Genomic DNA, 12,701 nt, shown 5'->3' on the forward strand with positions numbered 1-12,701 from the left:
GGCCGCCGAGCCTACTGTCCGCGGCGTGCGTGAGCCGCGCCACCGTGGGTTTGACGGCGGCGTAATTCGGCTACCCCTGAGCCGCTCGAATTCCCCCAGCACCCGTTGACACACCCGAGGAGTCGATCACCATTTGTGGCATTGCCGGCGAAATCGCCCACGGCCGCGCGGCCAATCTCGCAGCCATCGGCGCAATGACGGACTGCATGGTGCCCCGCGGTCCCGACGGCGGGGGAGCCTGGTCCAGCGGCGCGGTGGCGTTCGGCCACCGCCGGCTGGCGATCATCGATCTCTCCACCACCGGCCACCAGCCCATGCACGACCCCGAGCTGGGGTTGACCGTGGCGTTCAACGGCTGCATCTACAACTATCCCGAGCTCCGGCGCGAACTCCTCGGCAAGGGGTACCGCTTCTTCTCCCACAGCGACACCGAAGTCATCCTCAAGGGCTACCGCGAATGGGGTGAGCGCGTCGTCGACCACCTCAAGGGCATGTTCGCCTTCGCCGTGGCCGAGACCACCACCGGGCGCGTGGTGCTGGCCCGCGACCGGCTCGGCGTCAAGCCCCTGTACTGGTGCGAGGTCGACGAGGGCAACGGGACGGGTGCGTTGCGGTTCGCCTCGTCGCTGCCGGCCCTGGTGGCGGCCGGCGGAGTCGACACCGACCTGGATCCCGTTGCGCTGAACCACTATTTGAGCTTTCACTCCGTCGTGCCCGCACCACGGACCATCCTCAAGGGTGTCCGCAAGCTCGAACCGGGCACCATCATGCGCGTCGAACCGGACGGCTCCCGCACGACGCACACCTATTGGGAACCGGTGTTCGAACGCTCCGCCGAGCGCGCCAACTGGTCGGAGGCCGACTGGCAGGACGCCATCCTCGGCTCGTTGCGCACGGCGGTCGAACGCCGCCTCGTCGCCGACGTCCCGGTCGGGTGCCTGCTGTCCGGCGGTCTGGACTCGAGCTTGATCGTCGGGTTGCTCGCCGAGGCCGGTCAGCACGGGCTGGCGACCTTCTCCATCGGCTTCGAGGCCGCGGGTGGAGAGGAGGGCGACGAGTTCAAGTACTCCGACGTCATCGCCCGGCACTACGGCACCGACCACCACCAGATCCGCATCGACACCGCCCGCATGCTGCCCGCCCTCACCGACACCATCGGCGCGATGAGCGAGCCGATGATGAGCCACGACTGCGTGGCGTTCTACCTGCTGTCCCAAGAGGTCAGCAAGCACGTCAAGGTCGTGCAGTCCGGCCAGGGCGCCGACGAGATCTTCGCCGGCTACCACTGGTACCCGCCGATGGCGCATGCCGCGGACGGCGACGTCGAGGACGCGCTCGGGCGATACCGCACGGCGTTCTTCGACCGCGACCACGCCGGCCTGGACCGGTTGCTCTCGTCGTCGTGGCGGCTCGGCGCCGACGTCGCCGGCGACTTCGTCCGGGACCACTTCGCCCACCCGGGGGCGGCCACCGCCACCGACCGGGCGCTGCGCCTGGACACCACCGTGATGCTCGTCGACGACCCGGTCAAACGCGTCGACAACATGACGATGGCGTGGGGCCTGGAGGGCCGGGTGCCCTTCCTCGACCACGAACTCGTCGAGCTGGCCGCGACGTGCCCGCCCGAGCTGAAGACCGCCTACGACGGCAAGGGCGTCCTGAAGGAGGCCGCCCGCAAGGTCATTCCCCACGAGGTCATCGACCGGCCCAAGGGGTACTTCCCGGTGCCCGCCCTCAAGCACCTGCAGGGGCCCTACCTCGACCTGGTCAAGGACGCCCTGCTGAGTTCCGCCGCCCGGGACCGCGGCCTGTTCGCCTCCGCCGCGGTCGACGAATTGCTCGCCGACCCGAACGGGAACCTGACGCCGCTGCGGGGAAATCCGTTGTGGCAGATCGGGTTGCTCGAGCTCTGGCTGAATCGACACGTCGACGGGCTCAAGTGACCGTGACGGTCGTCCAGGACCTCGGCTGGGGCCGGCTGGTCTTCGGGCAGACGTGTGAGGACCCCGAGCAGTTCGGCAACGCCCTGCGTGCCGAGGCCAGCGGGCGGCGCGACATCGGCATGTACCTCGACGCCCCACACGTCTTCGTGGCGTTGCACCCGCAGGAGTTCTTCATCGACCCGAGCTTCACCTACCGGGTCGACCTCACGGCGCCGCTGGACTACGAGCCGGCGCCGGTTGCGGGTCTCTCGGTGCGCTCGGTGGAGACCATCGAGGACTGTGCCGCGATCAACCAGATCTATCTGCAGTGCCGCATGGTCCCGGCCGACGTCGACCTCATGTGGAACAACAGCCAGCACGAGCCGCACATGGTCTACCTGGTGGCCACCGACGACGACACCGGCGCGGTCGTGGGCACCGTGACCGGCATCGACCACGCCCAGTTGTTCGGCGACGAGGAGAACGGATCGAGTCTCTGGTGCCTGGCGGTCGACCCGACGCTGTCGCGGCCCGGGGTCGGCGGCCTGCTCGTCCGCTCGCTCATCGAGGAGTTCATCCGGCGGGGACGCCGCCAGATGGACCTCTCGGTGCTGCACGACAACGAGGGTGCGATCGCGCTGTACGAACGCATGGGCTTCGTCCGGGTGCCGGTGCTGGGCGTCAAGCGCAAGAACGCGATCAACGAGAAGCTGTTCGCGCCGGCCAAGGCCGAAGAGGAACTGTCCCAACTCAATCCGTACGCCCGCATCATCGCCGACGAGGCCATCCTGCGGGGTATCGCCGTCCAGGTGCTCGACGCCAAGGGTGGCTACCTCAAGCTGACCCACGGCGGCACCAGCGTCGTCACCCGGGAGTCGCTGTCCGAACTCACCAACGCCGTCGCGATGAGCCGCTGCGACGACAAGCGCGTGGCGCGGCGCGTGGTCGCCGAGGCGGGGATCAGGGTGCCGCGCGGGCATTCGGCCACGTTCACCGACGCCGACCACGACTTCCTTCGGGAGGTGGGCTCGGTGGTGGTCAAGCCGGTGCGGGGCGAGCAGGGCGCCGGCATCACCGTCGGGGTGACGCGGCCCGACGACCTGGACCGCGCCATCACCTTCGCCGCCGAACAATGCCCGGACGTGCTGCTCGAGGAGTTGTGTCCCGGCGAGGACCTGCGCATCGTCGTCATCAACGGCAAGGTGATCGCCGCGGCACTGCGCCGTCCGCCCGAGGTCGTCGGCAGTGGCGACCACACCATCCGCCAGCTCGTCGAGGCGCAGAGTCGGCGCCGGGCCGCCGCCACCCACGGGGAGTCGGTGATCCCGGTCGACGACCTCACCGTGGACACGGTGCGCGAGGCAGGATGGGAAATCGACGACGTGCTGCCGCCCAACGAACGGTTGACCGTGCGGCGCACGGCAAACCTGCACACCGGCGGGACCATTCGCGACGTCACCGACGACCTCAACCCCGCACTGGCGAAGGTGGCCGTCGACGCCGCCGACGCGATCGGAATCCCCGTCACCGGCATCGACCTGATCGTGCCGTCGGCCGAGGGTGAGGAGTACGTGTTCATCGAGGCGAACGAACGCCCGGGACTGGCCAATCACGAACCCCGGCCGACGGCACAGGCGTTCGTGGACTTGCTCTTTCCCCGTACGGCGGCGACGCCGTGGGCGTGGCAACCCGCCCCGGTGACTCAGGATTGACCCTCGCTAGGCTCCGGGCCGGAGAGTGCATCACCGACGAACTGGAAGGCAACCTTGACTGACCTCGCGCCCACGACCGCCGCACGGATGAGCGCCGACGACCGCAGCTGGATGGTCGACACGCTGCTCGCGCTTTTGCAGACTCCGAGCCCGTCGGGGCGGACGGACGCGGTGATGCAACTCATCGGCGGCATCCTGGACGAACTCGGCGTGCCGTTCACCCTGACCCGCCGCGGTGCGCTCACCGCCGAGCTGCCGGGAGCCTCGGCCACCACCGATCGCGCGATCGTCGTGCACGCCGACACCATCGGCTGCATGGTCCGCGACCTCAAGGACAACGGACGCCTCGAGCTGATCCCGGTGGGCACCTTCTCCGCGCGCTTCGCCGCCGGCGCCCGGGTGCGCATCTTCACCGACGACAGTGACGACTTCATCACCGGTACGGTCATGCCGCTCAAGGCATCTGGGCACGCCTTCGGAGACGAGATCGACACCCAGCCCACCGACTGGGAGCACGTGGAGGTCCGCGTCGACCGCAACGTGTCGACCCGGGAGGACCTGGTGCGCATCGGTCTCAACGTCGGCGACTTCGTCGCGTTCATCACGAGCCCCGAACTCACCGAGGACGGTTTCATCGTCTCGCGCCACCTCGACGGCAAGGCGGGCGTCGCCGTCGCCCTGGCCCTGGCGAAGAACGTGATGGAGAACCAGGTCGTGCTGCCGCACCGCACCACGATCATGGTGACCATCACCGAGGAAGTCGGCCACGGCGCCAGCAGTGGCCTGCCGCCCGACGTCGCGGAGCTGATCTCGGTCGACAACGCGGTCTGCGCCCCCGGCCAGCACTCCCTCGAACACGGCGTGACCATCCCGATGGCCGACCTGCACGGCCCCTTCGACTACCACCTCACGCGCAAGCTGCTGCGCCTGGCCAAGGACCGCCGAATCCACCACGCGCGGGACATCTTTCGGTTCTACCGTTCGGACGCGGCCGCCGCGATCGAGGCGGGCGCCAACACCCGCGCCGCGCTCGTCGCGTTCGGCCTGGACGGCAGCCACGGCTGGGAGCGCAGCCACCTCGACTCGCTGGAGGCCTGCTACCTGCTGCTCGAGGGCTGGCTGGAGACGCCGCTGACGTTCGAGGCCTGGGACGCCAAGCCGTCGGGCAAGCTGCGTGACTTCCCGTCCTCGAAGCAGCCCGCCCCCAGCGAGCAGTGGGTTCCACTCTCGCGTGGTGACCACACCGAACCGGGCGACGTGTCGCCGGGAGAGCACTGGCCGCCCGCGGAGGGTCCGCAAGCCTGACCCCGGGCCGAGGTGTTCAATCGAACCCATGCTGAGTCTGGAAGAGATCTCCGACCGCCTCGAAATCCAACAGCTCCTCGTCGACTACTCCACGGCGATCGACACGCGTCGCTTCGACGATCTGGACCGGGTGTTCACCCCGGACGCCTACATCGACTACCGCGCAATGGGTGGCGTGGACGGCACCTTCGGTGAGGTGAAGGCATGGCTCTCGGAGGTGCTGCCGAACTTTCCGGCGTACTCGCACCTCATCGGCAACTTCGACGTGCGGGTCGCGGGCGACACCGCGACGTCGCGAATCCTGTGCTTCAACCCCATGAAGCTCTCCGACGACGGACAGATCCTGTTCTGCGGACTCTGGTACGACGACGAGTTCGTCCGCACCGCCGACGGGTGGCGCATGACGCGGCGCGTCGAGACCAAGTGCTTCGATCGCGTCGTCTGAGGCGATTTTCGCCGATGGGGCGTGGTCTGGCACAATGGGCGGCTGTCTGACGGACGACACGGTTCGGCGGGGGTCATCCTCGCTCGATGCGCTGTCCGTCGGTCACACACGCAAGGCAAGACCGGACCTGGCAATCCGCCCGAGTCGCTGAATTGCAAGCGTGGCAATCACAGGAGAAGTCGTTTCACCATGGCTGTCAAGATCAAGCTCGCCCGCTTCGGCAAGATCCGCAATCCCCAGTACCGCATCTCGGTCGCCGACGCGCGCAACCGCCGCGATGGCCGCGCCATCGAGGTCATCGGCAAGTACCACCCGAAGGAAGACCCCAGCCTCATCGAGATCGACTCGGAGCGTGCGCAGTACTGGTTGAGCGTGGGCGCGCAGCCCACCGAGCCCGTGCTCGCGCTGCTGAAGATCACCGGTGACTGGCAGAAGTTCAAGGGCCTCCCGGGCGCCGAGGGCACCCTGCGGGTCAAGGAACCCAAGACCAGCAAGCTCGACCTGTTCAACGCCGCTCTCGCCGCCGCCGACGACGCCCCCACGGGTGACGCGACGACGTCCAAGAAGAAGAAGGCGCCCGCCAAGAAGGCCGACGACGACGCCACGGCTGACGAGGCCACCGACAGTGCCGCCGGGTCCGAGGAGGACAAGCCAGCCTCCGACGCCGCTGCCGAATGAGCACCGTCGTCGTCGACGCCGTCGAGCACCTCGTGCGCGGCATCGTCGACAATCCCGATGACGTCCGGGTCGACATGGTGACCAACCGCCGTGGACGCACCGTCGAGGTGCACGTGCACCCCGACGACCTCGGCAAGGTCATCGGCCGCGGTGGCCGCACCGCCACGGCGCTGCGCACGTTGGTCGCCGGCATCGGTGGTCGCGGCATCCGCGTCGACGTGGTGGACACCGACCAGTAACGGTCGGGAAGACGCCATCGTGGACCTCGTCGTCGGACGTGTCGTCAAGGCGCACGGCATCGGCGGCGAGGTCGTCGTCGACGTCCGGACCGACGAGCCCTACGAGCGCTTCGCACCCGGAAACGCCCTGCGGGCCAGGGCGCGGGACAAAACCGAGACTCGCCTCGTCGTCGACTCGATGCGCGAACACAGCGGCCGCCTGCTGGTGCGGCTGGTCGGTGTCTCGAGCCGTGACGCGGCAGATGCGTTGCGCGGCAGTCTGTTCGTGGTCGACGCCGCGGACCTGCCGCCCATCGAGGATCCCGACGAGTTCTACGACCATCAGCTCGAGGGCCTTCGGGTGCGCACCACCGCGGGCGCCGAGGTCGGCGTGGTCGGCGAGGTGCTGCACACCGCGGCCGGGGAGATCCTCTCCGTACGCCCCGCCGAGGGCGACGGCCCCGAGGTGCTCGTCCCGTTCGTGGGCGCCATCGTGACGTCGGTGTCCCTGGCCGACGGGCTGGTGGAGATCGACCCGCCCGAGGGTCTGCTCGACCTGGACTCGATCTAGGAATGCGCGACCGTGCGCGTTGACGTCCTCACCATCTTTCCGGCCTACCTCGACCCGTTGCGACAGTCGTTGCCGGGCAAGGCAATCGACGCCGGCATCCTCGAGTTGGCCGTCCACGACCTCCGGCGATGGACGCACGACGTGCACCACTCGGTGGACGACTCGCCCTATGGCGGCGGCCCCGGCATGGTCATGAAGGCCCCCGTCTGGGGTGAGGCCCTCGACGAGATCTGCACGTCCGACACGCTCCTCGTCGTCCCCACCCCCGCGGGCCGGCCCTTTCGTCAGGCCGACGCCCAGCGGTGGAGCACCGAGGGGCATCTGGTGTTCGCGTGTGGCCGCTACGAGGGCATCGACCAGCGCGTCGTCGACGACGCGGCGCGTCGGATGCGCGTCGAGGAGGTCTCCATCGGCGACTACGTCCTGGCCGGCGGGGAGTCCGCCACCCTGGTCATGATCGAGGCGGTGGTCCGCTTGCTGCCCGAGGTGCTCGGCAATCCCGTGTCACACCAAGACGATTCGCATTCCGAGCACACCGACGGCCTGCTCGAGGGGCCCAGCTACACCCGCCCGCCGAGCTGGCGCGGCCTCGACGTCCCACCCGTGCTGCTGTCCGGTGACCACGGCAAGGTGGCGGCCTGGCGACGGGAGCAGTCCCTGCAGCGCACCCGGGAACGTCGGCCCGACCTGCTGGCCTAGATGCGGCCGTCCGGGAACATCGTCTTGACGGCTTGGGTGATCGTGTCTCGGGCGTCCTCGGAGGTGGCCGGCTGCATCGAGCCGATCACCATGACGTAGCGGCGGTCCAGCCCGATCACGCCGGTCGACAAATGCATCCAGTCCGATCCGATGCAACACATCCAGCCTTGCTTGACCGCCACGGGTTCGGCGAACAACCCCTCGGGGATGCCGAATCGCTGGGGGTAGACGCCGCCGGGCTGCGTGCCGTCGAGGGCCACCGGCGCCGACTGTGCCAGGTTGGCCAGGATCACGTTCGCCTGCTCGGGTGGCAGCCCACCGGTGCCCGACATCATCATGTCGTAGTAGCGCACCAGGTCCGCCGCGGAGCTGATGGTGTTCCACCACCGGCCGTCGTTGGGCGGCCGCGTCGACGTCAACCCGTACCGGGCCGCGACGCGGGTGATGATCTTGCTGCCCCCGCTGCGATACCAGAACACCTCTGCGGCGCTGTCGTCGGACTGTCGCAACATGCGGTCGAAGTTCACGCGATCCTCGGGGGAGAGCCGGGTCTGCCCCTGGGACACCTGTAGCAGCAGGTCGTCGGCGATGAAGAGCTTGGCCACCGACGCGATGGCGATGGTCGTCGAGTTTCCGTTGGACACCATCTGGCCGGTGTTGCGGTCCAGGACCAACGCGGTCACGTCGGCGCCGTCGTCGGCGGCCTCGGCCGTCGCCTGCCGCTCCCGCTCGGCCAGGCCGGCGAAGGAAGCCGCCGGCTGGTCGGGTGGAGGCTCCGGCAGCGGCGCCAGGCTGCCCAGCGGCGCGACCACGGTGAGTGCGGGGGTGGCCGGGTCCGGCGTGGTGCCGTACACCCTGGCCTCGCAGCCCGAGGCCACGATCAGGACCGTGACCGCACACGCAGTGACCATCAGCAGCTTGGACGGCTGCCGGAACATGGTCCTCCCTGGGCGCATGGGGTCGAGTCGCGGAGGCCCGGCGGACGTGCTTCGGGCTCCTTGCCGCTCATGGGTACCCTAACCGCTGACGCGTGACGCCGCTTCCGGCCGCCCGGCCGGACACGATTTCGTCGTCACGCTGCTCATCTGGCACAATCGAGCAGTTGCCTACGCACGGCGGGGACGAGGCCGTCCCCATCTGGTGCGAGAAGCGCATGAAGACCTCGGTCCGGTGACACGTCGTCCGTCGACGTGACGCCCGCGGCCGCAACACGATCAGACGATCGCCAACCACGAGGAAGTGTCACCGATGAACACCCTGGACTTCATCGACCAGCCGTCGCTGCGCGACGACATCCCAACCTTCGGCCCAGGCGACACCGTGAACGTTCACGTGAAGGTCATCGAGGGCTCCAAGGAGCGCGTCCAGGTCTTCAAGGGCGTCGTGCTGCGTCGGCAGGGCGGCGGTGTTCGGGAGACCTTCACCGTCCGCAAGGAGAGCTACGGCGTCGGCGTCGAGCGCACCTTCCCGCTGCACTCGCCCAACATCGACCACATCGACGTCGCGACCCGCGGCGACGTGCGTCGCGCCAAGCTGTACTACCTGCGCGAACTCCGTGGCAAGAAGGCCAAGATCAAGGAAAAGCGCTGATCGTCAGCGGCGGCGCACCCGGACGGGTGTGACGGTTGGATCCCGAGCAGCGCGGCGCCGAGCGCCGCGCTGACTACTCTGAGGGCGTGACCGGATCCGCTGACGCCACTGACGCCACCGATGCCGCCGACGAAGACCTTCGCGACGGGGTCGACGAGGACCCGCCGAAGAAGAAGCGCGGTGCGGTCCGCGAAGCCGCGATCCTCCTGAGCATCGCGCTGGTCCTGTACTACGTGATGCTGACGTTCGTCGCCCGGCCGTACCTGATTCCGTCCGAGTCGATGGAGCCGACGTTGCACGGCTGCGCAGGCTGCGTCGGGGATCGCATCATGGTCGACAAGGTCACCTACGACTTCTCGACGCCGGAGCCCGGTGACGTCGTCGTCTTCAAGGGTCCGCCGGCATGGAACATCGGCTACAAGTCGATCCGCTCCGACAGCACGCCGATCCGCTACCTGCAGAACGCGTTGTCGTTCGTCGGCTTCGTGCCACCGGACGAGAACGACCTCGTCAAGCGCGTCATCGCCGTCGGCGGCCAGACGGTCGAGTGCCGCGCGGCCACCGGGCTCACGGTCGACGGCAAGAAGCTCGTCGAGCCGTACCTCGACGTCAACACGATGATGGCCGACCCGGCGATCTATCCGTGCCTCGGCAACGAGTTCGGGCCGGTGAAGGTGCCGGAGAACCGGCTGTGGGTGATGGGTGACAACCGCACGCACTCGGCCGACTCGCGCGCGCACTGCACCAACCTGCCTGCCGACGCCCAGAAGGGTCTGCTGTGCACCGGCGACCCGATGGCGGGCACGGTGCCGGTCGACAACGTCATCGGCAAGGCTCGGTTCATCGCGTGGCCTCCGGGCCGGTGGGGCGGCGTCTCGTCGATCAACCCGCAGACCGCTCAGTAGGAGCAGGTCTTGCCGGCGACCTGGCCGCCTCGAGCCGTGATCCGCAAGTCCGCGGGTCTGCGCACCATCGAGTCCGCCCTGTACCGCGGTGGCCTCGGCCCGGTGGCCGGGGTCGACGAGGTCGGTCGCGGCGCGTGCGCGGGACCGCTCGTGGTTGCCGCATGCGTGCTGGGACCCAATCGGCTGGAGAGCCTGGCCGCCCTCGACGATTCCAAGAAGCTCAACGAACGCGAGCGGGAGCGACTCTTTCCGTTGATCCGGCGCTACGCGCTGGCCTATCACGTGGTGTTCATCCCGTCGACGGAGGTCGACCGGCGCGGTGTGCACGTCGCCAACATCGAGGGCATGCGTCGGGCCGTAGCGGGGTTGTCGCTGCGACCGGGTTACGTTCTCAGCGACGGCTTTCGGGTGCCGGGCCTGCCGATGCCGTCGCTGCCGGTGGTGGGAGGTGACGCCGCGGCGGCCTGCATCGCCGCGGCCAGTGTGCTGGCGAAGGTGAGCCGCGACCGGCTGATGGTTCAGATGGAGGACCGCCATCCGGGCTACGGCTTCGCCGTGCACAAGGGGTACAGCACGCCGTTTCACACCGCGGCGCTGGCCGAACGGGGCCCCTGCAGCGAGCACCGTTACTCGTTCGTCAACGTGCGCCGGGTGTCGGTGGGGGAGGCCGGGCAGCGTGTCGAAACGGGCTGAGGAAAGATGTACACCGACACCGAACGAAGGACCACCGAACCGATGAGTGCCGAAGATCTCGAGAAGTACGAAACCGAGATGGAGCTCTCGCTGTACCGCGAATACAAGGACATCGTGGGGCAGTTCAGTTACGTCGTGGAGACCGAGCGCCGCTTCTATTTGGCCAACAGCGTCGAGCTGGTGCCGCGCAACGCCGACGGCGAGGTCTACTTCGAGTTGCGGCTCGCCGACGCATGGGTGTGGGACATGTACCGCCCGGCCCGCTTCGTCAAGCAGGTCCGGGTCATCACGTTCAAGGACGTGAACATCGAAGAGGTCGAGAAGCCCGAGCTGCGGCTGCCCGACTGACGTGACCGCTGCGCCCACCGCCGTCGTCACCGGTGCCAGCCGCGGCGCCGGCCGGGGCATCGCCGCCGCGCTGCTGTCGGCCGGCTGGCGGGTGTACCTGACCGGGCGCACCGTGACCGACGCCGTCTCCGGTGGTATCCCGGTCACCGTGGACCATCGCGACGACGCCCAGGTCGCCGCCCTGTTCGAGCGGGTGGCGCAGGAGTGCGGGACGCTGGACCTGCTGGTCAACAACGCCGCTGCGATCAGTGACCGGTTGACCTCTCGCAAACCCTTCTGGGACAAGCCAATCGAGTTGGGCGACGTCCTGGACGTGGGGTTGCGGTCGTCCTACGTCGCGTCGTGGCACGCCGCCCGTTCGATGGTGCCCGCCGGTCGCGGGCTGATTGCGTTCACCTCCTCACCGGGCTCGGTGTGCTACATGCACGGCCCCGCCTACGGAGCCCAGAAGGCCGGCGTCGACAAGATGGCCGCCGACATGGCGGTCGACCTCGCAGGCACCGGCGTGGCCACCGTCTCGATTTGGATGGGCATCCTGCTGACCGAGAAGTTCGTCGGCGCCTTCGACGGCCAGCCCGAGGCGTTGGCGCAGACGGCCGAGCACGCCGAGACCCCGGAGTTCACCGGCCACGTGCTCGACGCGTTGTGGCGCGATCCCGCTCTCGTCGAACTCAGTGGTCAGACGCTGATCGGCGCCGAGATCGCGACCCGCTACGGCATCACCGACGTCGACGGGCGTCAGCCGCCGTCGCATCGCGACGCGCTCGGTTCGCCGCGGATTCCCTCGACTGTGGTGATGCGCTGACCCTGCCGGGCCGGGGACTTGCCACACTGGAGCCATGCGCAAGACACCGCAGTGCTGGCTCACCGACATGGACGGCGTTCTCGTACACGAGGAGCGTGCGCTCCCCGGGGCCGCGGAATTCCTGCAACGGCTGACCGAGAAGGAACGTCCCTTCCTGGTGCTGACCAACAATTCGATCTTCACCCCGCGCGATCTCGCCGCGCGACTTCTGCGTTCGGGCCTCGAGGTGCCCGAGGCCGCCATCTGGACCTCGGCACTCGCGACCGCGGCCTTCCTGCACGACCAGCTGCCGGGCGGGTCGGCCTACGTCATCGGCGAGGCCGGCCTGACGACGGCGCTGCACGAGGTCGGCTACACGCTGACCGACACCGGGCCGGACTTCGTGGTGCTCGGTGAGACGCGGACCTATTCGTTCGAGGCGATCACCAAGGCCATTCGCCTCATCGGCGGCGGCGCCCGCTTCATCGCCACCAACCCCGACGTCACCGGGCCGTCGGCGGAGGGCCCGACGCCGGCGACCGGTTCGGTCGCGGCGCTCATCACCAAGGCCACGGGCCGCGAACCCTACTTCGTCGGCAAACCCAATCCGATGATGTTCCGCAGCGCGCTCAACCGCATCGAGGCGCACTCGGAGAGCACGGTCATGGTCGGGGACCGGATGGACACCGACGTCGTGGCCGGCATCGAGGCGGGGCTGGAGACCATCCTGGTGCTGACCGGGTCGACGGCGGTGGCCGACATCCAGAAGTACCCCTTCCGGCCGAGCCGGGTGCTGGACTCCATCGCCGACACCGTCGAGCTCATCTGACC

The 12,701-nt window shown here is 68.7% G+C and carries 15 protein-coding genes; 14 read left to right on the forward strand and 1 reads right to left on the reverse strand.

Features of this window, described 5'->3' with window-relative positions; all coding sequences use genetic code 11:
- Nucleotides 1-131 precede the first annotated feature (131 nt).
- From ABZ195_RS02215 to trmD, 8 genes are all read left to right on the forward strand, one after another.
- Complete coding sequence (locus ABZ195_RS02215; protein WP_355214921.1) at nt 132-1,943, forward strand: N-acetylglutaminylglutamine amidotransferase; 1,812 nt, start codon at nt 132-134, stop codon at nt 1,941-1,943.
- Nucleotides 1,940-3,634: an N-acetylglutaminylglutamine synthetase gene (ngg, locus tag ABZ195_RS02220; RefSeq protein ID WP_355214441.1), complete on the forward strand. Its 1,695-nt coding sequence runs from the start codon at nt 1,940-1,942 to the stop codon at nt 3,632-3,634. Before ABZ195_RS02215 ends, ngg begins: the two co-directional genes overlap by 4 nt.
- Nucleotides 3,635-3,721: 87 nt before the next feature.
- Complete coding sequence (locus ABZ195_RS02225; RefSeq protein WP_355214923.1) at nt 3,722-4,939, forward strand: osmoprotectant NAGGN system M42 family peptidase; 1,218 nt, start codon at nt 3,722-3,724, stop codon at nt 4,937-4,939.
- A gap of 28 nt (nt 4,940-4,967) precedes the next feature.
- On the forward strand, nt 4,968-5,384 hold the full coding sequence (locus tag ABZ195_RS02230) for a nuclear transport factor 2 family protein (RefSeq protein WP_355214443.1): 417 nt from the start codon (nt 4,968-4,970) through the stop codon (nt 5,382-5,384).
- A gap of 189 nt (nt 5,385-5,573) precedes the next feature.
- Entirely contained in the window at nt 5,574-6,062 is a 489-nt protein-coding gene (gene rpsP / locus ABZ195_RS02235; protein WP_355214445.1) for a 30S ribosomal protein S16, read from the forward strand.
- The gene (locus ABZ195_RS02240; protein ID WP_029114920.1) at nt 6,059-6,301 is read left to right on the forward strand and encodes an RNA-binding protein; all 243 of its coding nucleotides are present in this window, start codon (nt 6,059-6,061) and stop codon (nt 6,299-6,301) included. The genes rpsP and ABZ195_RS02240 overlap by 4 nt, the downstream gene beginning before the upstream one ends.
- A 19-nt stretch (nt 6,302-6,320) precedes the next feature.
- Nucleotides 6,321-6,851 carry a ribosome maturation factor RimM gene (rimM, locus tag ABZ195_RS02245; protein WP_355214447.1) on the forward strand — a complete coding sequence of 177 codons (531 nt, stop codon included), beginning with the start codon at nt 6,321-6,323 and terminating at the stop codon, nt 6,849-6,851.
- Between the two features lie 12 nt (nt 6,852-6,863).
- Nucleotides 6,864-7,550, forward strand: a complete 687-nt coding sequence (trmD, locus tag ABZ195_RS02250) for a tRNA (guanosine(37)-N1)-methyltransferase TrmD (RefSeq protein ID WP_355214449.1) — start codon at nt 6,864-6,866, stop codon at nt 7,548-7,550.
- Here the strand turns inward: trmD and ABZ195_RS02255 are convergent.
- Nucleotides 7,547-8,488, reverse strand: a complete 942-nt coding sequence (locus ABZ195_RS02255; protein ID WP_355214451.1) for a hypothetical protein — start codon at nt 8,486-8,488, stop codon at nt 7,547-7,549. The genes trmD and ABZ195_RS02255 overlap by 4 nt on opposite strands.
- A 310-nt stretch (nt 8,489-8,798) precedes the next feature.
- On the opposite strand from ABZ195_RS02255, the gene rplS reads away from it, so the two are divergent.
- From rplS to ABZ195_RS02285, 6 genes are all read left to right on the forward strand, one after another.
- Nucleotides 8,799-9,140 carry a 50S ribosomal protein L19 gene (rplS, locus tag ABZ195_RS02260; protein ID WP_355214453.1) on the forward strand — a complete coding sequence of 114 codons (342 nt, stop codon included), beginning with the start codon at nt 8,799-8,801 and terminating at the stop codon, nt 9,138-9,140.
- 86 nt (nt 9,141-9,226) lie between these two features.
- Nucleotides 9,227-10,045: a signal peptidase I gene (lepB, locus tag ABZ195_RS02265; RefSeq protein ID WP_355214455.1), complete on the forward strand. Its 819-nt coding sequence runs from the start codon at nt 9,227-9,229 to the stop codon at nt 10,043-10,045.
- Between the two features lie 9 nt (nt 10,046-10,054).
- Nucleotides 10,055-10,738 (forward strand): ribonuclease HII, encoded by a 684-nt coding sequence (locus ABZ195_RS02270; RefSeq protein ID WP_355214457.1) that lies wholly within the window; start codon nt 10,055-10,057, stop codon nt 10,736-10,738.
- A 42-nt stretch (nt 10,739-10,780) separates the two neighbouring features.
- Entirely contained in the window at nt 10,781-11,086 is a 306-nt protein-coding gene (locus ABZ195_RS02275; protein ID WP_024450376.1) for a DUF2469 domain-containing protein, read from the forward strand.
- Between the two features lies 1 nt (nt 11,087).
- Nucleotides 11,088-11,891: an SDR family NAD(P)-dependent oxidoreductase gene (locus ABZ195_RS02280; RefSeq protein WP_355214459.1), complete on the forward strand. Its 804-nt coding sequence runs from the start codon at nt 11,088-11,090 to the stop codon at nt 11,889-11,891.
- A gap of 34 nt (nt 11,892-11,925) precedes the next feature.
- On the forward strand, nt 11,926-12,699 hold the full coding sequence (locus ABZ195_RS02285) for an HAD-IIA family hydrolase (protein ID WP_355214461.1): 774 nt from the start codon (nt 11,926-11,928) through the stop codon (nt 12,697-12,699).
- The last annotated feature ends 2 nt before the right edge of the window (nt 12,700-12,701 follow it).

It is taken from the genome of Mycobacterium sp. NPDC006124, from assembly GCF_040614235.1.
GTDB lineage: Bacteria > Actinomycetota > Actinomycetes > Mycobacteriales > Mycobacteriaceae > Mycobacterium.

What these genes read in the sequence shown, in the direction of transcription:
- ABZ195_RS02225 (WP_355214923.1), top strand. Translation starts at nt 3,722, where the DNA reads ATGAGCGCCGACGACCGCAGCTGGATGGTCGACACGCTGCTCGCGCTT.
- ABZ195_RS02230 (WP_355214443.1), top strand. Translation starts at nt 4,968, where the DNA reads ATGCTGAGTCTGGAAGAGATCTCCGACCGCCTCGAAATCCAACAGCTC.
- rpsP (WP_355214445.1), top strand. Translation starts at nt 5,574, where the DNA reads ATGGCTGTCAAGATCAAGCTCGCCCGCTTCGGCAAGATCCGCAATCCC.
- ABZ195_RS02240 (WP_029114920.1), top strand. Translation starts at nt 6,059, where the DNA reads ATGAGCACCGTCGTCGTCGACGCCGTCGAGCACCTCGTGCGCGGCATC.
- ABZ195_RS02255 (WP_355214451.1), bottom strand. Translation starts at nt 8,488, where the DNA reads ATGTTCCGGCAGCCGTCCAAGCTGCTGATGGTCACTGCGTGTGCGGTC.
- rplS (WP_355214453.1), top strand. Translation starts at nt 8,799, where the DNA reads ATGAACACCCTGGACTTCATCGACCAGCCGTCGCTGCGCGACGACATC.
- ABZ195_RS02275 (WP_024450376.1), top strand. Translation starts at nt 10,781, where the DNA reads ATGAGTGCCGAAGATCTCGAGAAGTACGAAACCGAGATGGAGCTCTCG.
- ABZ195_RS02285 (WP_355214461.1), top strand. Translation starts at nt 11,926, where the DNA reads ATGCGCAAGACACCGCAGTGCTGGCTCACCGACATGGACGGCGTTCTC.